Here is a 24,243-nt window from a genome sequence, read left to right as displayed (position 1 = left end):
CCTGATCCCGGCGCTTGCACAAGCGCCGGGTCACATCGCAGCGTTATTGGTCGATGAAGTCGCGGATCGCCTGATTGTAAGCTTCGGGCGCCTGAAACGAGGCAAAGTGACTGACATCCTTTAAGATCAGCAGATTTGCTTCTGGTATCGCTTCGGCAATCGCCTTTGAATGTGCTTCCAGAATAGCCTCGTCATGTTCGCTTTGCACAACAAGTGTTGGGATGGTCACGGATTGAAGTGAGTCCAACCCGCCGGGTTTCTCGGTACCCCACATGGTTGCGACACCGCCCATAAAATCTTCGAAACCATCAGGGGTAGGGGACATCTCTGCGTAGTCCTGCGCCATCATGCCGACATAAACCCCAAAGACTTCGTTTGTCTCGACCGACGGGTCGATGCCGTCCAGACTGACATTCCCTGCATGTGCAAAATGGCTTGCCAGTCGACCAGGAGAGGTTGTCGAGATCACGTAGCCGATATTTGCCCCGTCAGACCATCCAACCAGATGCACTTTGTCCACGCTCAGGTGATCCAAAAGCGCCAGATAGTCCTGCGCCAGAAGGTCGTAGGTATAGGCGCTGCCGTCATTGGTCGAACGCCCGTGACCACGTGTATCTGCCACGATGACCCTGTGGTCCTGCGACAGGTCCGCGACCTGTGCGGCCCAGATGTCCCCATGCGCCAAACCGCCATGGATCAGCAGAACGGGATCGCCATCGCCCTCTCCATAGGAGGCATAGTACATGTTTATACCGTTGACCTCGGCGGTGCCGCTTTCGACTGCTTCGGGCATCGCCGGTGGCTCCGGGATCGAAAGCCATTGGTCCTCGGCCAAAACCGAGGTTGCGGCCAGCCCGGCAGCAATGGTTGCAATCAGCTTGAACATCTTCATCTCCCTTTCACTGGCGCCAGATGCCCCCGGTTCATATTTCTCCCGGAATTTGTCTTTTGGGGCGTGATACGCGGGCCGAATGATAACCGAGTATCAACAAATCAAAGCGAAGAATTTTTGCCTGACCCGTTGCACAACTTGTCACGTCTGCGTGTTACGGTCTGGCTGTGGTTCGATTACTGGTTCACGATAGCCCGCGAAGTCGGAGCAAACTATGCGCATCATCTTTGCAGTCGCGCTGATCCTGTTGGCTGTGTCCGCGCAGGCCAATCCCGGGGCCTGGCGGGGTGAGTGGCCGGATACGGACTTTGGAAAGACCACCATTCATAGCTGGGCAGAGATCCAATCAGGCGGCCCGCCAAAAGATGGCATTCCTGCATTAAGCGATCCAAAGTTCGTTCGTGCCTCTGGCAAATCCGGCCTTGCAAAAGCAGAAGCGGTCATAACGGTGGAGCTGAGCGGTCAGACGCCCCGCGCTTATCCGATCCGTTATCTCATGTGGCACGAGATCGTGAACGACCGGATCGGCAACAAGCCGGTTGCCGTGACCTATTGCCCGCTGTGCAACTCGGCCATCGTATTTGACCGCCGCACGCCGCGCGGCGTTCTGACCTTTGGCGTTTCCGGCAAGCTGCGCAACTCGGACATGGTGATGTATGACCGGGAAACCCAAAGCTGGTGGCAGCAGGCAACGGGTGAGGCGATTGTGGGTCGTCTGACGGGTACGCAGTTAAAGGCATTACCGGTCTGGATGGAAAGCTGGGCCGAGTTTCGTGGCCGCAATCCCAGTGGTCTGGTGATGGCCGAGCCTGCGCACAACCGCGACTATGGCCGCAACCCGTATCGCGGTTACGATACCTCACGCCGTCCGTTCCTGTATTCGGGAGAGATGCCCCCGCACGGTGTTCATCCCCTGGAGCGTGTCGTTCGCGTGGGTGAGAGGGCGTGGCCCATGTCCCGGCTCAGCGACGTGGGAGTCGTGACAGAGGCCGGTGTGACGATCAGCTGGCTGCCGGGGCAGGCATCGGCGCTTGATGCAGGTCGCGTTGGCAAAGGGCGCGATGTGGGTTCCATCCGGGTCCGCAACGCCAAGGGCCAGAATGTCACCCACGACGTGATGTTTGCATTTGCCTTTCATGCTTTCTGGCCAGACGGGCAGTGGATGATGGGTAACTGACCCTGTCAGACCGACTTTATTGATTTTTCAGAGAAAACCGGCTCTAATTCAAAATTGCGCATATGGAGCCGAGGAAGCCATGTCGGGCCAACTCTCGCCGGAAGCCATGGAAAGATTACCGTTCTGGGTCACCGCACCGGGTGAAACAGATGGGTTCATGCTGGTTATCGGGCTGGTGCTGGCGCTTATCCTGCTGGGCTTTGGCGCGCTTTATTTCACGGTTCAGGCGATACCGGATCGGATGGCCGCAGGGGCACATAAGATCCAGATGCAGGTTGTCGGCATATTGGGGCTGATTTCATTGTTTTCGCTGAACAACGCCTTCTGGGTCGCCGCAATCCTGATCGCCGCCGTTCCGCTGCATGAGGTGTTTCCCGGGCTGAAACCTGAAATGGATACTGGGGATACCGGGGATGATTGAGCTTATCTTCTCGGCCCTAATAACCATTCTGCCTGACTATCTGTATCGCCGCTACAAGCAGGGAAAGCGGATCGGGCACGAGATCACCTTGTTCAATGTCTGGTATGAATTGCGCTGGGGTTTGACCGGGTGCGCTATTCTGGCCATTGCTCTGATCACCGTGATCTTTCTGTTCCACCCGACAACCAAGAACGTCTCGGCTGCGTTTCGCACGGTCACGGTTCTGTCCGACAGGGCCGGGCGAGTGGCCGAGGTCTATGTCGGCAACAATGATGCAGTCCGGGCAGGTGACGCGATTTTCCGGTTGGATACCTCGCGGCAGGAGGGGGCCGCCGAAACCGCACGCCGCCGCATCGCGGAAATAGATGCGGCAATTGAGCTGGGCGATGCCGAGATCGCGGGGGCAGAGGCGCAACTGGCCTCAATCGACGCCGAGTTGTCACAGGCGGTTGATGATCTGGAGCGGCGGCAGGAGATAGCTGAACGGAATTCCGCAGTCGTCAGCCAGCAGGAGCTTGAGAGATTGCGCACGGCTGTCGCCCGGGCCGAGGCGCAGCGTGAGGCGGCGCTTGCCGGGCTGGAGACGGTCAAAGCGCGGCTTTCGCGGGTGTTGCCCGCACAGCGGAGTACGGCAATGGCGGTGCTGTCCGAGGCGGAAAACGAGATCGCGAAATCCACCGTGTTCGCCAGCGTTGATGGCACGGTCAAACAGTTCCTTCTGAAACCGGGGGATATCGTCAATCCCATTCTGCGGCCCGCCGGTGTTCTTGTGCCCGAGACCACGGGCGAGGGGCGTTTTGTAGCGGCGTTTGGTCAGATCTCGGCAAACATATTGCAGACGGGCATGTTGGTAGAGATTACATGTGCATCCAAACCCCTGTCCGTGATCCCGATGGTTGTGGAAGAGTTGCAGGGCGCGATAGCTGCCGGACAATTTCGTCCGGGCGACGCATTGCTGGACCTGCAGGACAGGGTGCGCCCGGGCACCGTCACCGCATTTCTGGCTCCGATCTATCCCGAGCAGGTGGCGGATATTCCTTTAGGCAGTGCTTGCGTCGGTGTGGCCTACAGCAATCGGGCGGCGCAGCGGGAAAGCGGTGAAATCTCGGGCTTCCGGGCGTTCGTCACGCAAATCGTCGACGGAATGGGGATCGCCAATGCCATCGTCATTCGTGGCCAGGCGATTATTCTGCCGGTGAAAGTTCTGGTTTTTTCAGGCTGACCACTTGTGTGTTTCACCTGATCAGGTGTCACCGCCAGAGTCAGGCGGTGACGGTTTTCAAGGACGTTTGTCCGGGATGTTCTAGTCGTCAGGTGACAGTATTTTCCAGATCACGCCGCCAATGGCGCCCCCGATCAACGGTGCTACCCAGAAAAGCCAGAGTTGCGCTAAAGCAGGACCTTCAGCGAACAGGGCCACTCCGGTCGAGCGGGCGGGATTGACCGACGTGTTTGTCACCGGAATGGAAATCAGGTGGATCAGTGTCAGTCCCAGACCGATGGCGATCGGGGCAAAGCCAGCCGGGGCGCTGTCAGACGTTGCGCCCAGAATGATCAGGATGAAAAAGGCGGTCAGAACTATTTCAATCACCAAGGCCGATGTTAGGGAATATCCCTCGGGTGAGGCCTCGCCATATCCGTTGGTTGCAAAACTGCCCACGCTTTCAAAACTCGGTGCGCCTGACACGATCAGGTAGAGTACAGCCGCTGCGGCAATCGCCCCGATGACCTGGGCAACCCAGTAGGGTAACAGGTCCTTGGCATCGAAACGGCCGCCTATCATCAGGCCCAGACTCACCGCAGGGTTGAAATGGCCGCCCGAGATGTGGCCAACGGCGTAAGCCATTGTCAGAACGGTCAGGCCAAAGGCAAACGCCACACCCAGCCAGCCAATGCCGACATCCGCGACGCCCGCCGCCAAAACGGCGCTGCCGCAGCCGCCCAAAACCAGCCAAAAGGTGCCAAGAAACTCGGCCATTAGTCGTGATGGCATGAATAGTCCTCCCTTAAATGTGGCTTAAGTGTAAATCACAAAACATGTTTTTTGAAAGTATCGTTAACGCGGAAGGGATGGAGGCGTTGCAAATTCAACGCCGCGCCGCACAAGAAAAAAGCGCCGCAGGATCAACCTGCGGCGCCCTATCTGCCTGAGTGGTACCTGTCTTACTGGCTGACCTCGGCGGTCTGAGCGGCCGGGTTGGCCCCCGATTTACCGCTGCGCCCGGGGTTCAGCGGGTCGTCCTGACGTTGAACCGACCCCTCGAAATGCGCACCGCTTTCAATTGCGATGGTCTTGTGGATGATGTCGCCTTCGACACGTGCGGTAGAGGTCAGGCGTACCTTGAGACCACGGACACGGCCAACGACACGGCCATTTACAACCACGTCATCAGCAGTGACTTCGCCTTTGATGGTCGCGGTTTCACCGATCGTCAGCAGATGCGCGCGAATATCGCCTTCGACCGTGCCTTCAACCTGAATATCGCCGGTGGTCTTGATGTTGCCGGTGATGTGCAGATCAGACGACAGAACCGACGCCGGAGGCTTGGGCTTTGGCGGTGTGCTGGCTTTGGTTTCGGTGGGTGCAGGTGCCGCAGGTGTTGCCGGGGCGGCGGGTTTGGCCGCTTCGGGTGTCTTGGACGCGGGCTCGTTGATTTTGCTCTTAGAAAACATTTCTCGCAGCCTTAATGTATGTCATTGGATTCACTGGTTTTCCGTTCACGCGTACTTCGTAGTGCAGGTGCGTGCCGGTCGACCGTCCGGTGCTACCCATATCAGCTATATGGTCGCCGCGCGAGACCCTTTGGCCGACCTTGACCCGGATCTTGGTGTTATGAGCATAAAGTGTCTCAATCCCGAAGGCGTGCCGGATCTTGACCAGCCTGCCAAAACCCGATTGCCAGCCCGCATGAGAGACAACCCCGTCGGCGGTTGCGAAGATATCCGTTCCGTGTGCGCCTGCGAAATCCGACCCGTTATGCATACGCCGACCACCCGTTTTCGGGTCGCGCCGATAGCCGTATCCGCTGGTGTAGCGAACGGCGGAATGAACCGGGCTGGCAAACGGGGCCTTTTCCGCCGCAATGCGGTAAAGGTTCAGTTGATCCATCTGATGCAGCAGGTTGTTTGCGCGAATTTCATCCGGTGTGGGCTCATCACCGCGTGTGCTGAACGATAAAGGGGTCAGCGGACCGCCCATACCGCTATATCCGCGCCGAACCTCTTCGATGATGCGATCCGTCGGCATGCCAGCCTGACGGAACATTTTATCCAGTGGCTCGACCGAAATTGCCATGGCTTCTTCCAGCTGGCGGAAAATCTGGTCGCTGCGCTCGCGCATCAACTGGATTTCCAGCTCAAGCTCAGCGCGCTGGTCCAGAGCGTCCTGAGCGTTGGATTCGATCTGGTCCCGCTCTTTTGCGGTTCGCGCCAAGGCGTCGGTCATAAAGGCCATCTGAACCGGCGCGGTTGCTGCGGCAACCTGAATGGATGCGTCTTCCCCGGTTTCCTGCTGCAGTTGGGCCAGCGCGTCACGCGATTCTTCGCGCTGTTTCATCGTAGCGCGCAGCGTGGTCTGGATGACTTCGATCCCGGTCTCAAGCTCACGACGGCGGTTTTCCGATTTCAGCAATTCGGACTGCATCGCCGAGATTTGCTCCAAAGCGGCGTTGAATCGATCATGCGCAGCCAGAGCTTCTTCTGCACGAGCGTCCCGCTCGGCAGACAGCACGTTCAGGCGTTCCTGATAGGTGGCTTGATCGCGTTTGGCCTGTTCCCGGAAGTTTCCTGATCCGATGCTGTCCATCAGGATGATGGCGGTTGCGACAATGGTCCAGACAACCGTCAGCGCGACGCCCGCGACCGCAACAACCTGCGTTTCCGACCGTAGCCGGATGAACCGGGTGTCGGTATCAGATTTCAGGAAAACTCTACGTTCCGGAAAGTGCCGCTCGAGCAGTGAGTGTAGTTTTATTGCCAGACGTGTTCGCACGCGCCCTTCCTCTATATCCCCTGATCCGAACCGTACGAGAGTGGTGCGTCGGCTCTTGGAGCGTTTGCATAACGACGGTGCGGATTCGGGGCAAGTTTGTTGACCGAAACGCGCGCACATCGGGAAATTTCATGCGCCAGATGAGCGGGAACTTGCCGATTTCACGGGTGTGCGGCTGATAAACGGTCAATCCGCAACAGAACCGGGCGGGGGCATCTCGTCGGCCAGAGGCCAGTAGAAATCGGGCGGCAAACCCGCCTCGGCCCGCTTCTCTTCGTTGAAGGGTGGCTTGAGCGCGCCGTGAAAGTAACGCCGCACCAATTGATGAAAGGCGTCCTTGGGGTCCGTATTCTCGCGACCGCACAGAAAATGGAACCATTTTGAGCCGTAGGCGACATGCCCGACCTCTTCGGCATAGATCACTTCCAGCGCATCGACAGCCTGTTGTGCTTTGGCTTTTCGGAAGATGTCGATCATGCCGGGGGTGACGTCCAGGCCGCGTGCTTCCAGCACCATTGGCACTACTGCCAGACGGCCCATCAGGTCCTCTGACGTGTCTTCGGCCGCGCGCCACATGCCCGCATGTGCGGGCAGGGCGCCATAGTGGCTGCCCATCGCCTCCAGACAATCGCAGACCATTTCAAAATGCCGGGATTCCTCTTCGGCGCATTTGACCCAGTCGTCGTAGAATCCGATGGGCATGGGGATGTGCCCGAACCGGGCAATGATGTCCCAATGCAGGTCCACCGCATTCAGTTCGATATGCGCGACCGCGTGCAACAGGGCGATGCGCCCGGCTTCGGACCCCGGGCGACGCCTTGGAACGTCGCGGGGCGACAACAGCTCGGGACGCTCAGGGCGGGCCGGGTAAGGCGGTGGGTTCCCTGTACCGATCTCAACAGGCGGTCTGTCGCCATTGCGGGATGCAAACCAGTCGGCCGCGTGCTGCCGGGACAGGGTTGTTTTCGCACGCCCATCCCCGGTGTTCAGAACTTCGGTCGCCATTTCGGTCAGGGTTTTCGGCACAGCGCACTCCGATCCTTTTGGGTCAAACCGGGCAGATAAACTGAATCATATCGGGGGTCGAGGGTGCGTGATCAAAGCGCGCGGACGGCTTCGAGGACCTCGTCCACATGACCGGGAACCTTTACCTTGCGCCAGATCCGGGAGATGTCGCCATTGCCGTCGATCAGGAAGGTCGCGCGCTCGATCCCCATAGACTTTTTGCCATAGAGGTTCTTTTCCACCCAGACCCCATAGTCTTCGCAAACCGAGGATTCTGCGTCGGACAAGAGAGGTGTGGTAAGGCTGTGTTTGGCGACAAACTTGTCATGTTTGGCGACGGTGTCGCGTGAAATCCCGAAAACTTGAGCGCCCGCCGCTGCAAAAGCCTGAAGTTGTTCCGAGAAACCAATGGATTCCTTTGTGCAGCCCGGGGTATCATCGCGGGGATAAAAGAACAAAACGACTATGCTGCCACGCAGATCGGTAAGGGTGACTTCGCCACCACCATCGCGGGGCAGGGTAAAATTAGGGGCGGGTTCGGAAATTTCGGGCATGAGGCCTCTCCGGCGGAATGTGAGAACTGATGCCCGGCATAATATTGCGGTGCGGGCAAGTTGAAAGGCGCAAGAGGCAAATTGGCCCAACAGATCAAGGAAGATGTTGAAAAGGCAGGGGAAAAACCCCGCCCTAAGCGTTCGCGTCGCCGCAGAGCCGGGTTATGGGCCATGCGGGGGCTGTTCCTGTTGGTTCTTTTGGCTGGTTTTACCGCCCTTATGGTCGTCGGCCAGACCATGCACGCGCCGGTCTGGCTGAAGGATCGCGTTGAGGCGCGGCTTGAACGGGCGCTGGGCGGGTTGCAGATCCGGTTTGGCGACGTGAGTTTCATCATCCACGAGGGGTGGCGGCCGCGTTTGCGCCTGACGGATGTGACCGTCAGCGATGCAGACGGCCGCCAGATTGCCGAAGTGGCGGACATGCGCGCCAGCCTTGCGATGCGTCCACTGTTGCGCGGCCATGTCAGGCCCAAGCGCATCATGCTGAGGGGGGCATTGGTCAGTCTGGTGCGGGATGAGACCGGATCGCTGTCTCTGACCGTCGGATCCGAGAGTGCTCCGGTCCGGCAGGCGCCCAACCTTGCCCAGTTGATCGAACAGTCAGATCAGGTTTTTCTGTCTCCGGCACTTTCGGCCATGACCTCAGTCGAGATTAGCGGCATCACCCTAGATTATCGCGATCTTCGACAAGGGCGAAGCTGGACCTTTGACGGGGGGCATATCCAGGCAACACGCAGTGAGTATGAGGTTCGGCTGGCCACCGGCTTTTCCGTTCTGGGGGGGCGGGATTATGTCAGTTCGATCGAGGCGAACTACACCAGCACGCTTGGTTCACCTGCGGCGAAATTTGGCGTTACGGTTACCGACCTGCCAGCCGAGGATATCGCGGGACAGAGTCCGGCAATGGCATGGCTGCAGGTTCTAAGAACTCCGATTTCGGGCGCATTGCGGGGCAGCATCGACGCGCAGGGCACGTTGGGTGCGGTGTTTGCGACGCTCAATCTGGGCGCCGGTGCAGTTCAGCCCAATCCGGAAACGCGGCCAATACCGTTCGAATCCGCGCGCACCTATTTCACCTACGAACCCCGACAGCAGGCGCTGGATTTCAATGAGGTTTCGATCGTCTCGGAATGGGGAACCGTCCGTGCCGAAGGCAAAGCGTTTTTGCAGGGCGTCGAAAATGGCGCGCTTGAAAACCTGTCGGCCCAGTTCGTTCTGTCCGGCATAAAAGTGAACCCCGAGGATCTGTTCCCGCAGCCACTGGAATTATCGCGGGCAACGGTGGATTTCCAGATGAAGCTGGCTCCGTTCCGTTTGCAACTGGGCCAGATGACGGTCGAACATGGGGACACGCGATTGATGGTGTCAGGCGACATGACGGGTTCGTCCGAAGGTTGGGACGTTGCAGTGGATGCATCGATTGACAGGATGACGCCCGGGCAGTTGTTGGGTTACTGGCCTGAAGCGGTGGCTGACAAGCCGCGCGAATGGGTTACAGAGAACCTGACCGAGGGCACACTGTCCGATCTTGATCTGGCCTTCAGGGTTCAACCCGGAGAAAAGCCGGACATCTATGCTGATTTCGATTTTGACAAGGCAAAGATCAAATTTGCCAAGACATTGCCGCCGATTGAAAACGCGCAAGGACAGGCAAGCCTTGTTGGTCAGAGGTTCTCGGTGACAGCGCGGCGCGGTGTGGTCAATCCTGATGAGGGTGGGCCGGTTGACGCTTCGGGCACGTCCTTCATCATTCCAGATATTAGCATCAAGAAATCGGCGCCGGGTATCGCCCGTATCCGGGCGAACGGAAGCGCAACCGCCGCGCTGTCTTTGCTGGACAGACCCCCGTTGGAGATCATGACCAAGGCCGGGCTGCCCGTGGACCTTGCTAAGGGTAATGTGAGTTTACAGGGCACTTTGGCACTGCCGCTGAAAGACAAGGTGATGCTGGACGATATGGAGTTTCACTTTGTCGGTGATCTGAGTGATGTGAACAGCGACAAACTGGTTCCGGGCGTGAATGTCAGCGCCCAGAGGCTGAATGTCAGCGGCGACCACACGCAGGTGACGATAACAGGGGATGGTTTCTTCGGTGCCGTTCCGGTGCGGGCAACTTGGCGTCAGCCCATCGGGGGGAAAGAACCGGAACGCAGCGAGCTGACCGGGAAGATCGAGTTGTCCCGGCAGCTGATGAAGGAAATTCGCGCCGGACTGCCGGATGATGCGATATCGGGACAGGGCGAAGCGGATTTCACAGTGACATTGGGCGCAGGCGCACCACCAAAGTTGACGGCAAAATCCGATCTGGTTGGCGTGCGCCTAGCAATACCCGAGTTGGGCTGGGGAAAAAGTGCCGGGACCAGCGGCAGCCTGACGGCCGAAGCGACACTTGGCAAACAGATGCGTGTGGACGTGCTAAAGATAGACGCTGCCGGTTTGCGGGCCAATGCGACGATCTCGTTCAAGGCCAACCAGCAACTGGATCGCGTCAGTTTCAGCTCGTTTGAGCTGGGCAACTGGCTGGCGGTACCGGCGCAGTTGATTGAAAGCGGTAAGGCCATTCCGGACATACGCATCCTCGGCGGTGTATTGAACCTGCAGAAGTCGACCTTTGGCAGCGGTGGCGGCGGAGGCAGCGCGGGCGCTGGGCCTGCCCTGAATGTGGTTCTGGACAGGTTGCAGATAACGGAAACAATCGCCCTGACAGGATTGCGGGGCAATTTTACGACCACCGGCGGGCTGGCGGGGAATTTCACGGCATTCGTCAATGGTGGCGCTGCCGTTTCAGGGCAGGTTGTTTCGCGCGGCCCACGCAGCGGGGTGACCCTGCGCTCGGACAATGCCGGCGCGGTTTTGAAATCAGCAGGCCTGATTACGCAGGTGCGTGGCGGCACATTGCAGTTCCAGCTGGAGCCGGTGGGCTCTCCGGGGAACTACGATGCGGGTTTGAAAATTACCAATACACATGTTCGGGACGCCCCGGCGATGGCTGCCTTGCTGGACGCCATCAGTCTGGTCGGGTTGTTGGACGAGTTGTCGGGGCAGGGTATTTTCTTCAGCTCCATCGAAAGCCAGATGCGTATCTCACCAACGCAGGTAACGGTTCTGAGCGGCAGCGCCGCCGGTCCTTCGATGGGGCTGTCCTTTGACGGGCGGGTCGATACAGAACGCGGATTGCTGGATCTGCAGGGCGCGATTTCTCCGCTGTATCTGGTCAACGCTATCGGCAGTGTGTTTACCCGCAAGGGAGAGGGGATATTCGCCTTTAACTATACATTGAAGGGTCCACTCAGATCGCCCAAGGTGTCCGTGAACCCGATTTCAGGACTTGCGCCGCTGTTTCTGAGAGATCTGATGCGTTCGCCCGCGCCAAAGGTGCAGGGCGGGCAAAACATTGTGCTGCCCGAAACACCGCAGTCGCAACGGTCGTTTGAATCCGAGTCAGGCGACAGGTAATTCTGTTTATGGCCAATTCTGATCGCAGGGTGTAAGGCGCGCGCATGAAACTCAGCGATTTCGATTTTAACCTGCCGGAAGACCTGATTGCCACGCGACCGGCAAACCCGCGTTCATCCGCGCGGTTGTTGGTGGCGCAGGGCGATGCGATTTCCGATGCCCGTGTTCTTGATCTGCCGGATTGGCTGCGTCCGGGGGACAGGCTGGTTCTGAACGATACCCGCGTGATCCCTGCGCGGCTGAGTGGTCGCCGCCATAGGCAATCCGCGCAAGGGGCGGTTTCCGCCGCGATCGAGGCCACGTTGTTGGACCCGCAGGCCGATGGAACCTGGGCCGCGCTGATCAAACCGCTTAAAAAGGTAAAGCCGGGCGAGGACATTGTTTTCTCGGATCGTCTGACTGCGACGCTGGATCGGGTCGACGATGGTCAGGCATTTCTACGTTTCAATCTGACAGGTGACGATTTTGATGCGGCACTTGAGGACGCGGGGGCGATGCCGCTGCCGCCTTACATCGCTGCGAAAAGACCCGCCGACGAGCAGGATAAAACCGATTACCAGACGATTTGGGCGCGCCACTCGGGCGCCGTTGCCGCCCCCACCGCGTCGCTGCATTTTGATGATGCGCTGATGGGTGCCCTTGCCTGCAAGGGGGTGGAGTTCAGCCACGTCACGCTGCATGTCGGGGCAGGGACGTTTCTGCCGGTCAAGGTCGAAGACGTGACAACCCACAGGATGCATGCCGAATGGGGCAGGGTTAGCGATCAGGCAGTTGCTGAAATCCAAGCAACCAAAGCGGCAGGCGGGCGTGTCATTCCGGTGGGGACAACCGCCTTGCGCCTGATCGAAAGTGCGGCACGCGGGGGCGAAATTGCCCCTTGGGAGGGGGAGACTGATATTTTCATCTACCCCGGGTTCGAATTTCAGGTCGCCGACGCGCTAATGACGAATTTCCATCTACCCAAATCGACGCTTCTGATGCTGGTTTCGGCACTGATGGGACAGACGCGAGTGCGCGATATCTATGCCCACGCAGTCGCTGAAAGGTATCGTTTCTTTTCATATGGTGACGCGTCGCTTTTGATCCCCTGAGTGGCGCGTTTTCCTGACCGAATCCTTTCAATGTCGTAGACAAGCGCGATCAGGACATTATTTGATCGCAGAAATACACACACCTCGACGGCTTACGGAGGCCCCCGATGCTTCAGGTTCTATCCAGCGCATGGGCGCTTCTGCTCGGTATGGGTTTGCTGATGGTCGGCAACGGTCTTCAGGGCACACTGTTGGGCGTCCGGGGTGAGATCGAGGGTTTTTCGACCTTTCAGATGTCTTTTGTGATGTCGGCCTATTTTGTCGGCTTCCTCGGCGGGTCCCGTCTGGCGCCCGAGATGATCCGGCGGGTCGGCCATGTGCGGGTCTTTGCTGCGCTGGCCTCGTTCATTTCCGCCGTGATGATCATGTATCCGATGCTGACCGATCCGATTGCCTGGTCCCTCGGGCGTGTGATCATCGGGTTCTGCTTTTCCGGCGTTTATGTGACGGCCGAAAGTTGGCTGAACAACGCGGCCAGCAATGAAAATCGTGGTCAGGCGCTTTCGCTCTATATGATCGTGCAGATGACCGGGATTGTCAGCGCGCAGGCATTGCTGCTGGTCGGAGATCCAGCTGGCTATGAGACCTTCGTGATCGCTTCGATCCTTGTTTCCGTATCTTTTGCGCCAATTCTTCTATCGATTTCTCCGACGCCTGCATTCGATACGACAAAGCCAATGACATTGCGCAAGCTGATGGAAACGTCGCCGTTGGGATGTGTTGGCATGTTTTTGTTGGGGGGCGTCTTCTCTGCCCAGTTCGGCATGGCGGCGGTTTACGGCGCCCGGACAGGATTGTCGCTGGCGGAGATCTCGATGTTTGTTGCGTCCTTCTATGTCGGCGCGGTCATACTGCAATACCCTCTGGGCTGGTTTTCCGACCGGATGGATCGGCGTTTTCTGATCATGTTTGTTGCCGTGGTGGGCGGGCTTGGTGCCTTCGCGGGAATGGCATTTGGCGTCACATTTCCGGTTCTGCTGATGTCTGCCTTTGCCATTGGAGGCATGTCGAACCCTTTGTATTCACTGCTGATTGCCTATACTAACGACTATTTGGATCACGAGGACATGGCCGCCGCGTCCGGAGGGCTGGTGTTCATCAACGGGTTGGGCGCGATCGCCGGCCCGGTGATTACCGGTTGGCTGATGGGCGATGCAGTGTTCGGCCCGCAGGGTTTCTTTCTGTTTATTGCGGCGCTTTTGTTCCTGATGGCCGTCTATGCGCTATACCGGATGACACAGCGTGCGTCGGTGCCTGTGGATGAGACCGGTACCATGGCACCTGTCTATCCAACCGCCTCACCGGTTGCCCTTGAAGTGGCCCAGGAAGTAGCCATCGAGGCCGATCAGGAAGAGAAGGATGCGCAAGAAGTCGCGTAATACTTGGATTTGTGTCGCAAATGTTGCAATATGTTACTGTAACAATTCTGTAAAACAGATTTAAATGACCTTACGTCCCTGGGGAGGGCAAATTACGGAGCAAGGGCAATGGTTGGTCCTGAAGAAGTACTTAGTTTTTGGTTAGATGAAGTTGGTCCCGAGGGGTGGTATCTGGAAGATGAAGCGCTTGATGCGCAGATCCGGGATCGTTTCCTCACAACATGGCAAGCCGCTTGCGAGGGCAGATTTTCGCTCTGGCTGACGTATCCCAGCGGCGCTCTGGCATATATCATTCTTATGGATCAGTTGCCCCGCAACATGTTCCGGGGTAGCAGCCAAGCGTTTGCGTCGGATCGTGCAGCACTGGCAGCAGCAAAATGTGCTGTCGACAAGGGTTGGGATCTGAGGATCGATGAACCGGCGCGGCAGTTCTTTTATCTGCCGATGATGCATTCAGAAAGCCTGTGTGATCAGGAACGCTGTGTGCGGCTGATGTGCCAGCGGATGCCGGAGTTTGGTGCAAGCAACCTTTTGCACGCCCGTGCGCATCGTGAGATCATTCGTCAGTTCGGGCGGTTCCCATACCGGAACGAGGCGCTGCATCGTGAGAACACGGCGCAGGAAGCGGCGTATGTCAGCAGCGGCGGCTATGGCCAGACCATGCGCGAGTTGCAGGCGGTTCTTTAGGTTTCGGGCACACAACCCCGGATGGCAGTGATGCGGTCAGTAACCGTGTCTGCAGTCTTGTCGATGGCGTGGTTGATCAGTGTTTCCGGCGAGTCTGCAAGTTCGCCCAATCTGGTCTGAGTTGTCGCAAGCCTCTGTTCGATGCCATCAAGCTTGTCGATCAATGCGTTTATTCGCTGTATCTCGGCGGTATCGAGTGTGCCGTCACCACTGCTCAGCGTGGTTAAAGAACTTCTCAAGGCCGTCAGTTCCCCGCGAATGCCCTGGGCTTCTTCGCGAAGCGGGGCAACCAGTTGCAGGTTGTCCGCGAATTTAGTCGTGATTCCTTCGACTGTCGTAGCAAGTTTCCACCCCAGAAACAGACAAACTGCCAACAGGATCAGCGTCGCATTCAGCAGGGCGAGTATCAGGTCCTTAAGAGTCTTGGCCATGACAAGCCTTTCAAATCACTTCCAGATAAATGTATTTCCGCACATAGGGCGCGGCCACCACATACGTTCTAGCCAATGACCCGGGCCGCGTATAGGCTGAAACATGCGCAATATATCCCACTTGACCCAGCGTCGCTTTTGTCGCGGGCCAAGTGTATTGATGCGTTTTAGAAAGTAGTTTAATGGTAAACTAGTTTTTTCAACCGATCTGCGCCGCGAGGTATACATGGCTGCACAATCCTTTGATCTGATCGTAATCGGCGCAGGGCCGGGCGGCTATGTGGCGGCCATTCGCGGTGCGCAGCTGGGCCTTAAGACGGCCGTGGTCGAGCGTGAGCATCTGGGCGGCATCTGTCTGAACTGGGGCTGCATCCCGACCAAAGCGCTTTTGCGCTCGTCCGAGGTTTTTCATCTGATGGAACGCGCCAAGGATTTTGGCCTGAAGGCGGACAAGGTCGGTTATGATCTGGACGCGGTGGTAAAGCGTTCTCGCGGGGTCGCGGCCCAGCTGTCCGGCGGTATCGGTCACCTTCTGAAAAAGAACAAGGTTACCGTCTTTATGGGGGAGGCAACGATCCCCGCCAAAGGCAAGGTCAGCGTCAAGACAGACAAGGGCGCCGAAGAGTTGACGGCAAAGAACATCATCGTCGCCACAGGGGCCCGCGCCCGTGAACTTCCGGGGCTTGAGGCTGACGGCGATCTGGTCTGGACCTACAAGCATGCGCTGCAACCGCCTCGTATGCCCAAGAAACTGCTGGTTATCGGTTCGGGCGCGATCGGCATCGAATTCGCCAGCTTTTACAATACTCTGGGTGCGGATACGACCGTGGTCGAAGTGATGGACCGCGTTCTGCCGGTCGAAGACGCCGAGATCAGTGCCTTCGCCAAAAAAGCGTTCACCAAACAGGGTATGACCATCATGGAAAAGGCGATGGTCAAGCAACTGGATCGCGGTAAGGGCAAGGTAACCGCCCATATTGAGGTCAAGGGCAAAGTGGAAAAGCACGACTTTGACACGGTGATTTCCGCGGTTGGTATTGTGGGCAATGTCGAAAACCTTGGGCTCGAGGCGCTCGGTGTCAAAATCGACCGGACCCATGTTGTGACTGATGAGTTCTGCCGCACCGGTGTCGAAGGCGTCTATGCCATCGGCGATATCGCCGGAGCGCCGTGGCTGGCGCACAAGGCGTCACATGAAGGTGTGATGGTGGCCGACCTGATCGCCGGCAAACATGCGCATCCCGTAAAACCGGAAAGCATTGCGGGATGTACATACTGCCAGCCTCAGGTGGCGTCGGTGGGCTATTCCGAGGCCAAAGCCAAGGAGCTGGGCTATGACGTCAAGGTGGGTCGTTTCCCCTTTATCGGGAATGGCAAGGCGATTGCGCTGGGTGAGCCCGAAGGGCTGGTCAAAACTGTCTTCGACGCCAAGACCGGAGAGTTGTTGGGCGCGCATATGATCGGCGCCGAAGTTACTGAGTTGATTCAGGGCTATGTGGTTGGGCGTCAGCTGGAAACCACCGAGGAAGATCTGATGAACACGGTCTTCCCGCACCCGACACTGTCCGAAATGATGCATGAAAGCGTTCTGGATGCCTATGGGCGTGTAATCCACATGTGATTTTCAGGCTCGAACAACAGCGAGGGGGGCGCTGCCCCCGTCGCCTTCGGCGCCTCCTCGCAAAATCCAGTCAAATCCTCAGGAGTTAAGCGCGTTTAGAATGCGCGCCCAGGAACGAATTCCCTTGTGGAAGCTTTTGACGTCGTATTTTTCGTTCGGCGAATGGATTGCATCATCGTCGTTGGCATAGCCGACCAACATCGAATCCAGGCCCAGAATCGAGTCGAAATATCCGACCACCGGGATTGATCCTCCCATGCCGGTAAACACCGCCTCGCGATCCCACTCGTCTGACAGCGCGTTGCGTGCTGCTTCGAATTCGGGGCGGTTGATGTTCATGACAGAAGCGGGCGAGCCCTCAAGGTCATTGTCCCAGACGACACTGGCGTCAGGGGAGAGGCGATCCTGAACGTGTTTGCGGATCTTGTCGCGCAACGCGTCAGGATCCATGTCGCCCACCAGTCGGCAGGTGATCTTGCAGTGGGCTTCGGATGGGATCACGGTTTTCGATCCGGCACCGTTGTAGCCACCCCAAAGTCCGTTTACCTCCAGCGTTGGGCGCGCCCATTGCTGTTCCAGAGTGGAATATTCTTTTTCGCCATGTGCCTGGGTGTAGCCGACTGAATTCAGGTACTCTGCTTCGTCAAAGCCACAGTTTTCCCATTGCCGCAACTGCTCGGCTGGAACCTCATGAACGCCTTCATAGAAACCTTCGACGGCCACACGGCCGGTTTCCTCGTCGTAGAAAGAGTCAACGATACGAGAGATTTCGCGCAGGGGATTCAGGCCCGGTCCGCCATAGTGGCCCGAATGCAGATCAATCCGGGGACCCACGATGGTGAACTCATCCTTGAGCATTCCCCGCAATTGTGCCGCAATCGACGGAACACCACGCGAGACCATCGATGTATCGCAAACAAGCGCTAAATCAGCCTTCAGCTCTGCCGCGTTTTCTTCAAGGAACGGCACCAGTGATGGCGAGCCGGACTCCTCTTCGCCCTCGAAAAAGAACGTGATGCGGCAGGGTAATTTACCGTGGACGGCCTTCCAAGCGCGGCAGGCCTCGACAAAGGTCATCAACTGGCCTTTGTCGTCAGAGGACCCGCGTCCACGGATGACCTGACCGTTTGCGGTGTCTTCCAGGGCAGGATCGAAAGGGTCGCGGTTCCATAGTTCAAGCGGGTCGACCGGCTGGACGTCATAGTGGCCATAGAACAGGACATGCGGTCCGTCGCCATCCTCACCCACATGCCCAACGACCATCGGGTGACCGGGCGTGTCGCGCTTTTCCGCTGCGATTCCGATGGATTTCAGATCCGCCACAAGCCAGTCCGCAGCCTTGTCGCAATGTTCTTTGAAGGCGGGGTCGGTTGAAATGGATGGGATTCGCAGTAACTCCATAAGGCGATCCATGGAGGATGACAGATCCGAGTCGATTTGGGTCAATACAGCGTCAAGCGACATGATGTACTCCTGAAAGGTTCATATCCTGGCGCGGACCCTAGCAGGGCATTCGGTGCCGTCTAGCCCGGGCAGGCCGGAATGGTGTATATTATCGGAAACCAGAGGCTGTTGCCTGTGGACACCTGCGTCGTTTCCTCGCGTCCTTTGGCCGTAACTTTACTTGAGAGTGCAGGTTCAAAGAGATATTTGATGCAAATCAATGCCTCGACGTCGTACCCGGATGTAGTCAGGCGACCTGAAGGTGAATGATAGACTTATGTACAGTCGCGCAAGCCGATTGCGATGCTGAACATGGTTTGGCCGCCAAAGTGAAATATTGTCGGTCGAACGACCAAGGAGGAATCGGTGAACTACACAGCTCAGCTCGATAGTGCGATCGCCAAGCTACATGAAGAAGGCCGGTACCGGACTTTCATCGATATCGAACGCCGCAACGGCAATTTCCCTCATGCGGTCTGGACGCGTCCGGATGGGTCCGAACAGGACATCACCGTGTGGTGCGGAAATGACTATCTGGGCATGGGCCAGCACCCGGTGGTGCTTGAGGCGATGCACGATGCAATCGATGCCACCGGCGCAGGGTCGGGCGGAACCCGGAACATTTCGGGCACCACTGTGTATCACAAGCGGCTCGAGGCCGAGTTGGCGGATCTGCACGGCAAAGAAGCCGCGCTGTTGTTCACCAGCGCCTACATCGCCAATGACGCCACGCTGTCAACTTTGCCCAAGCTGTTTCCCGGCCTGATCATTTATTCTGATGCGCTGAACCATGCCTCGATGATCGAAGGTGTGCGTCGTAACGGCGGGGCCAAGCGCATCTTCCGTCACAACGATGTCGCCCATCTGCGCGAGTTGCTTGAGGCGGACGATCCGTCCGCGCCTAAGCTGATCGCCTTTGAATCGATTTATTCGATGGACGGCGATTTTGGCCCAATCGAAGAGATTTGCGATCTGGCCGATGAATTCGGTGCTTTGACGTATATCGACGAAGTTCATGCGGTTGGCATGTACGGACCGCGCGGTGGCGGCGTTACCGAGCGTGACCGGCTGGCCCATCGCATCGACATCATCAACGGTACACTGGCCAAGGCATATGGCGTGATGGGTGGCTATATTGCGGCAAGCGCCAAGATGTGCGATGCGGTGCGTTCCTATGCGCCCGGCTTTATCTTTACCACGTCGCTGACGCCTTCGGTTGCGGCAGGTGCAGCGGCTTCGGTTGCCTTTCTCAAGCGCGCGCCCGAGCTGCGCGAGCGGCACCAGACGCAGGCCAAGATTCTGAAACTACGTCTGAAGGGGCTGGGATTGCCGTTGATCGATCACGGCAGCCACATTGTTCCGGTCATGGTTGGCAACCCAGTTCACACCAAAAAGTTGAGTGACATGCTGTTGGAGAGCTTTGGAATCTACGTGCAGCCTATCAACTTTCCTACCGTTCCACGCGGAACCGAACGGTTGCGATTCACGCCGTCCCCGGTGCATGGCCCGGACGAAATGAACCGATTGGTGAATGCTTTGGACGAACTTTGGTCACATTGTGCGCTAAATCGCGCCGAACTTGCCGGTTAACCTCACGCTATAGTGTGCAACTCGCTTGCAGCGTGTTACTCTTGAAGTAACAAAAGAGTTGGTCGAATCGTTTTGGGGACGAATCGCCATCCGGCGTGAAACACGCGACAGGCAAAATGGGGCAGCAAGAATGATAGGGCGCAGGACACAGCGCGAATCCGACGACACCGAAAACGTCAAGCCAAAGGGCTTTGATGATTTTGAGTTGCGGCTTGGCGATGTCATGCGAGGCGAGCGTGCAACGATGGGAAAATCGTTGCTTGATGTTCAGCGAGAATTGCGGATCAAGGCCAACTACATCGCTGCCATAGAAAACTCCGACCCCGACGCATTTGATACACCCGGCTTTATCGCCGGGTATGTGCGTTCTTACGCCCGTTATCTGGGAATGAACCCGGACGAAACGTTCGCGACATTTTGCAAGGAAAGCGGATTTGAAGTGGCGCATGGCATGTCCGCCGAAGCGTCTGTTGTCAGAAAATCCAGCGACAGCCTGCCGTCGCGCGGCCCAATGGGGCGCGACCCGTTCATTTCTCCGAACACTCCGTTCGTGCCCGGCAAGGAATCCTTTTTTAACCAGATCGAACCAAGGGCCGTGGGGTCCTCACTGGTGCTTTTGGCCCTGATCGCGGGCATGGGATATGGCGGATGGGCCGTGTTGAAAGAAGTTCAGCAGGTTCAGGTCGCGCCTGTTGAGCAGGCGCCTGTCGTGTTGTCGGATCTTGATCCGCTGGATGAGGCGCGCAACCGGTCCGATGAAATTCAGACGGCGGGCCCGATAGCCCCGGCAAGCGACGCACTGGATCGGCTTTATCGCCCGCAGGCGCTGGATGTCCCGGTTCTGGTAGCCCGTGACGCACCGATTTCGACGCTTGATCCGCGCACCGTTGGCACGTTCCGCTCGCCGGAACTGCCTCAGGTACAACAGGTACAGACAGCAGCGATCGAAATTGTTGAAGAAAACGTCCTTCCGCAGGTTGTGGAGGAACTCGAGCCGTCGTTGAAGATTGTTGCCGTTAACCCTGCCTGGATGCGGGTGAGCAGCGCAGATGGCAGCATCTTGTTTGAGGGCACATTGGGCACCGTCGAGCAAGGCAATGTCTTTGAGGTGCCGTTGACCGAAGAGGCGCCGCAACTGCGCGCCGGGGCCGCCGGCTCGGTGTATTTCGCTGTGAACGGTCAACACTATGGCCCGGTCGGTGCGCCGGGGACAGTTGCCAAAGGCGTTGTCCTGACACCTGACTCTGTAACCGAGGTATTCGCTGAGGCAGATATGAGCTCGGACGATAACAGCGCCCTCAGGCAACTGGTTGCCGAGTTGCAGACCAAAGCGACCGAAGCGCCCACCGAGTAATCTTGTCATTGCGGTGACCCGGTCGCCGAACTATCTAAAGTGCAACCGGAGCAGACGCGGACCCGTTCCCATGTCCATCAATCACGTGCGCCCTTGGCGCGATATCTATCGTCGCAAATCCCGCCAAATCATGGTCGGAAATGTGGCCGTTGGCGGCGATGCACCCATTGCGGTGCAGACGATGACCAACACTCTGACCACGGATGTTGCGGCAACGGTCGCTCAGGTTCAGGCCGCTGCCGAGGCGGGCGCCGATATTGTGCGGATCTCCGTCCCGGACGAAGCGTCGTCGAAAGCGCTGAAAGAGATCGTGCGCGAAAGCCCGGTGCCCATCGTGGCGGACATTCACTTCCATTACCGCCGAGGGATCGAAGCGGCTGAAGCTGGCGCTGCCTGCCTGCGGATCAATCCGGGCAACATCGGTGACGAAAAGCGTGTGAAAGAGGTCATCAAGGCCGCGCGCGACCACAATTGCTCGATCCGGATTGGCGTAAACGCGGGCAGTCTGGAAAAGCATCTGCTTGAGAAATATGGCGAACCGTGCCCCGAAGCGATGGTTGAAAGCGGATTGGAGCATATCCGTATTTTGCAGGACAACGATTTTCACGAATTCAAGATCAGCGTGAAAGCCAGTGACGTATTCCTGTCCGCCGCTGCCTATCAGGGTATTGCCGAAGCCACAGACGCCCCGATCCATCTGGGTATCACCGAGGCCGGGGGGCTGGTGTCCGGCACCATCAAATCCGCAATCGGTCTGGGCAACCTCCTGTGGATGGGCATCGGTGACACGATCCGCGTCAGCCTGTCCGCTGATCCGGTCGAAGAGGTCAAGGTTGGCTTTGAGATTCTGAAATCCCTTGGCCTGCGTCATCGCGGCGTCAACATCATCTCGTGTCCGTCCTGTGCGCGGCAGGGTTTTAACGTCATCAAGACCGTGGAAACACTGGAAAAACGGCTGGAACACATCAAAACACCGATGAGCCTGTCGATCATCGGCTGCGTAGTGAACGGTCCGGGTGAGGCGCTGATGACCGATGTAGGCTTTACCGGTGGCGGGGCAGGGTCGGGCATGGTCTATCTGGCCGGAAAGGCCAGCCACAAGATGTCGAACGATAAGATGATTGATCACATCGTCGAAGAAGTTGAAAAGAAGGCGGCAGAGATCGACGCAACGCGGGAAGCTGCCGAATAGAGAAATGGAAGGTCTGACCATATCGCATGCGACGCCCGAGGATTTACCCGTGGTGCAAAAGATCGCGCGCGAAACTTTGCGTCAGACCGCCTCGGTCTTTCTGGGGGAAGAAACCGTTATCGGGTTCATCGATAGTGGACAGTCGGACGCCGAAATCGCCGCTCATCTACCCAACCTGTACATCGCGCGTGTATACAGCCGGACTGCGGGATTTGTGATCTACTGGGAAGGTTTCATTCACCTGATGATGGTGGATGTCAGGCTGCATCGAACAGGCGTCGGAACGGCGATCCTTGCGTGGTGCGAGGCACAGATGCGTGCCGCAGGGCATGATCGCGCGCAATTGGAAACCTTTGTCGGCAACGCTCAGGCGATTGGGTTTTATCTGCGAAACGGGTGGGCCGAGACAGGTCGCGACGGCCCGGAGGCCGGTGATTTTGCTAAAGCAACGTTCGAGAAGTTTCTGAAATCATAGACATTTCAAAGCTGGTCTGATGCGGGTGGACCGGACGCCGGGCAATTAACTATCGATTTCCAAAAATTTATAATATTATTGGAATTTGTTTATGTCTGTGGGGGAAATCTTATGAAACTACCCGAATGGAGCAATTATTCCGCTTTTATCGCAAGCTTGCTTTTGATCGCCGGTACGATCCCGACCGAGCCCTTGCACGCTCAGGAAGCTGAGGCTGAGGTATCTCCGATAAATGTCAGAGATCGACCGAGGGACACGTATTACCCCAATACAGAAGATCTGATGTCCGACGAAATGCGAGTTATCGCCTGCGGTACCGGGATGCCCACAACGCGGGCGGCACAGGCGGCAGCCTGCTTTCTTGTCGAACTGGGAAATGGCGACAAGTTCTTGTTCGACATCGGTTCGGGCTCGGCAGAGCGCATCTCGTCGTTACAGATACCTTATAACTATCTAGACAAAGTGTTCATCGGGCACCTCCACACCGATCACTTCGGTGCGCTGCATGATCTGTTTGTTGGTGGTGCCTTAATGGGGCGCAACGTGCCTCTTCGTGTTTGGGGACCAAGTGGTGCAGTGCCGGAACTCGGGACCGCGTACGCCCTGGACGGTATGCAGCGAATGTTGACCTGGGATCTGGCCGGGCGGGCGGGCGCCACCGATCCACGAGGGTATTTTCTGGAGGTCAACGAATTTGACTATACCGGTGAAAACCAGATCGTTTTTGAAGAAAACGGGGTTGTTATTCGTTCCTTCCCGGCGATCCACTCCATAGACGGCTCAGTCAGTTATGCCTTGGAGTGGAACGATCTGAAATTCGTATTCAGCTCTGACACTTACCCGAACAAGTGGTTTATCGAATATGCCAAAGACGCCGATATCGTCATTCATGAGTGTTTTGTGGCGGTTCCGGATATCGTGAACAAGATGCGGTTTACACCAGAGTCCGCGCTGATCGTTGGCACGCAAATTCACACGGCCCCGGAAGCGTTCGGAAAAGTCATGTCAGAGATTCAGCCCCGTATGGCCGTCGCCTATCACTTTTTCAATGATTGGGACACAACGACCGCCGTTTATGAGCGTGTGCGTTCCACGTATGACGGGCCACTAAGCCTGGCGAACGATTTCATGGTCTGGAATGTGACCAAGGATGACATCAGGGTTCGCATGGCCCACACCGAAGAACAGACCTGGTCGCCGCCTCTTGCTGCGTCGGCCCAACCGCCGCAACCTGAAGATCGTGAAACCTTTGCTACAAACCGGGGTTTGCCGGTCGAGGCCGTCGGTTACACGGACTTCATTGCCGAAGGTGTCTGGGACGTCGATGATGTTCTGCGCCCGATATTCGAGGAAGCGTCAGAGGCATTGGGCCGCGACTTTCCTTATCCCGGCGACGAATAGCATACAGGCAGACCACTTCAGACGCTGTTGAGGGACAATCGGTAACGTACCCGTGGCAGGCCGGTCTGAACCAATGTGTGAAA

21 protein-coding genes are annotated in these 24,243 nt (G+C 57.5%); 13 read left to right on the top strand and 8 right to left on the bottom strand.

All coding sequences use genetic code 11. From position 1 onward, the window contains the following. Positions 1-43 precede the first annotated feature (43 nt). Positions 44-886, bottom strand: a complete 843-nt coding sequence (locus ACR0NA_RS01590) for an alpha/beta fold hydrolase (RefSeq protein WP_480725534.1) — start codon at positions 884-886, stop codon at positions 44-46. A gap of 220 nt (positions 887-1,106) precedes the next feature. Between ACR0NA_RS01590 and ACR0NA_RS01585 the strand changes: the two genes are divergently transcribed. The 3 genes from ACR0NA_RS01585 to ACR0NA_RS01575 all read left to right on the top strand — a co-directional run bounded on the left by ACR0NA_RS01585 (position 1,107) and on the right by ACR0NA_RS01575 (position 3,712). Beyond that, the gene (locus ACR0NA_RS01585; RefSeq protein ID WP_480725532.1) at positions 1,107-2,069 is read left to right on the top strand and encodes a DUF3179 domain-containing protein; all 963 of its coding nucleotides are present in this window, start codon (positions 1,107-1,109) and stop codon (positions 2,067-2,069) included. Positions 2,070-2,148: 79 nt separating this feature from the next. Beyond that, positions 2,149-2,490 carry a hypothetical protein gene (locus tag ACR0NA_RS01580; RefSeq protein ID WP_480725530.1) on the top strand — a complete coding sequence of 114 codons (342 nt, stop codon included), beginning with the start codon at positions 2,149-2,151 and terminating at the stop codon, positions 2,488-2,490. Next, on the top strand, positions 2,483-3,712 hold the full coding sequence (locus ACR0NA_RS01575; RefSeq protein WP_480725528.1) for an HlyD family secretion protein: 1,230 nt from the start codon (positions 2,483-2,485) through the stop codon (positions 3,710-3,712). The genes ACR0NA_RS01580 and ACR0NA_RS01575 overlap by 8 nt, the downstream gene beginning before the upstream one ends. Positions 3,713-3,793: 81 nt before the next feature. Here the strand turns inward: ACR0NA_RS01575 and aqpZ are convergent, their stop codons facing one another. The 5 genes from aqpZ to ACR0NA_RS01550 form a co-directional block, all read right to left on the bottom strand. Further along, complete coding sequence (gene aqpZ, locus ACR0NA_RS01570) at positions 3,794-4,483, bottom strand: aquaporin Z (protein WP_480725526.1); 690 nt, start codon at positions 4,481-4,483, stop codon at positions 3,794-3,796. A gap of 170 nt (positions 4,484-4,653) precedes the next feature. Beyond that, positions 4,654-5,163: a polymer-forming cytoskeletal protein gene (locus ACR0NA_RS01565; RefSeq protein WP_170651974.1), complete on the bottom strand. Its 510-nt coding sequence runs from the start codon at positions 5,161-5,163 to the stop codon at positions 4,654-4,656. After that, positions 5,153-6,481, bottom strand: a complete 1,329-nt coding sequence (locus ACR0NA_RS01560) for a DUF5930 domain-containing protein (RefSeq protein WP_480725524.1) — start codon at positions 6,479-6,481, stop codon at positions 5,153-5,155. The genes ACR0NA_RS01565 and ACR0NA_RS01560 overlap by 11 nt, the downstream gene beginning before the upstream one ends. A gap of 186 nt (positions 6,482-6,667) precedes the next feature. Continuing rightward, positions 6,668-7,486, bottom strand: coding sequence for a ferritin-like domain-containing protein (locus ACR0NA_RS01555; protein WP_480725985.1), 819 nt, complete (start codon positions 7,484-7,486; stop codon positions 6,668-6,670). A gap of 92 nt (positions 7,487-7,578) precedes the next feature. Further along, positions 7,579-8,040, bottom strand: coding sequence for a peroxiredoxin (locus ACR0NA_RS01550; RefSeq protein WP_480725522.1), 462 nt, complete (start codon positions 8,038-8,040; stop codon positions 7,579-7,581). Between the two features lie 81 nt (positions 8,041-8,121). Between ACR0NA_RS01550 and ACR0NA_RS01545 the strand changes: the two genes are divergently transcribed. From ACR0NA_RS01545 to ACR0NA_RS01530, 4 genes are all read left to right on the top strand, one after another. Continuing rightward, positions 8,122-11,496, top strand: a complete 3,375-nt coding sequence (locus tag ACR0NA_RS01545; protein WP_480725520.1) for a YhdP family protein — start codon at positions 8,122-8,124, stop codon at positions 11,494-11,496. A gap of 44 nt (positions 11,497-11,540) precedes the next feature. Then, on the top strand, positions 11,541-12,587 hold the full coding sequence (gene queA / locus ACR0NA_RS01540; protein WP_480725518.1) for a tRNA preQ1(34) S-adenosylmethionine ribosyltransferase-isomerase QueA: 1,047 nt from the start codon (positions 11,541-11,543) through the stop codon (positions 12,585-12,587). Positions 12,588-12,694: 107 nt separating this feature from the next. Beyond that, positions 12,695-13,966: an MFS transporter gene (locus tag ACR0NA_RS01535; protein WP_480725515.1), complete on the top strand. Its 1,272-nt coding sequence runs from the start codon at positions 12,695-12,697 to the stop codon at positions 13,964-13,966. 108 nt (positions 13,967-14,074) lie between these two features. Next, positions 14,075-14,653, top strand: a complete 579-nt coding sequence (locus tag ACR0NA_RS01530) for a DUF924 family protein (protein ID WP_480725513.1) — start codon at positions 14,075-14,077, stop codon at positions 14,651-14,653. Here ACR0NA_RS01530 and ACR0NA_RS01525 read toward each other — a convergent pair. Further along, positions 14,650-15,084, bottom strand: a complete 435-nt coding sequence (locus ACR0NA_RS01525) for a hypothetical protein (RefSeq protein ID WP_480725510.1) — start codon at positions 15,082-15,084, stop codon at positions 14,650-14,652. The two genes, ACR0NA_RS01530 and ACR0NA_RS01525, sit on opposite strands and share 4 nt — an antisense overlap. Before the next feature lie 226 nt (positions 15,085-15,310). On the opposite strand from ACR0NA_RS01525, the gene lpdA reads away from it, so the two are divergent. After that, positions 15,311-16,705: a dihydrolipoyl dehydrogenase gene (gene lpdA / locus ACR0NA_RS01520; protein WP_480725508.1), complete on the top strand. Its 1,395-nt coding sequence runs from the start codon at positions 15,311-15,313 to the stop codon at positions 16,703-16,705. A 78-nt stretch (positions 16,706-16,783) separates the two neighbouring features. Here lpdA and ACR0NA_RS01515 read toward each other — a convergent pair whose 3' ends face one another. Beyond that, a complete protein-coding gene (locus ACR0NA_RS01515) occupies positions 16,784-18,169 on the bottom strand; it encodes a M20/M25/M40 family metallo-hydrolase (protein ID WP_480725506.1) in 1,386 nt (461 codons plus the stop codon). A 345-nt stretch (positions 18,170-18,514) separates the two neighbouring features. On the opposite strand from ACR0NA_RS01515, the gene hemA reads away from it, so the two are divergent. The 5 genes from hemA to gntH all read left to right on the top strand — a co-directional run bounded on the left by hemA (position 18,515) and on the right by gntH (position 24,160). Further along, positions 18,515-19,738, top strand: a complete 1,224-nt coding sequence (hemA, locus tag ACR0NA_RS01510; protein WP_170651994.1) for a 5-aminolevulinate synthase — start codon at positions 18,515-18,517, stop codon at positions 19,736-19,738. Positions 19,739-19,868: 130 nt separating this feature from the next. Then, complete coding sequence (locus ACR0NA_RS01505) at positions 19,869-21,092, top strand: helix-turn-helix domain-containing protein (protein ID WP_480725503.1); 1,224 nt, start codon at positions 19,869-19,871, stop codon at positions 21,090-21,092. A gap of 70 nt (positions 21,093-21,162) precedes the next feature. After that, complete coding sequence (gene ispG / locus ACR0NA_RS01500) at positions 21,163-22,284, top strand: flavodoxin-dependent (E)-4-hydroxy-3-methylbut-2-enyl-diphosphate synthase (protein WP_480725501.1); 1,122 nt, start codon at positions 21,163-21,165, stop codon at positions 22,282-22,284. A 4-nt stretch (positions 22,285-22,288) separates the two neighbouring features. After that, on the top strand, positions 22,289-22,759 hold the full coding sequence (locus ACR0NA_RS01495) for a GNAT family N-acetyltransferase (RefSeq protein WP_480725498.1): 471 nt from the start codon (positions 22,289-22,291) through the stop codon (positions 22,757-22,759). Between the two features lie 111 nt (positions 22,760-22,870). Further along, a complete protein-coding gene (gntH, locus tag ACR0NA_RS01490) occupies positions 22,871-24,160 on the top strand; it encodes a guanitoxin biosynthesis MBL fold metallo-hydrolase GntH (protein ID WP_480725496.1) in 1,290 nt (429 codons plus the stop codon). Positions 24,161-24,243: the final 83 nt, after the last annotated feature.

Source organism: Ruegeria sp. C11 (assembly GCF_056537725.1).
Note: the sequence above shows the minus strand (reverse complement) of the source record. Positions and strands in the feature narration are given on the sequence as shown.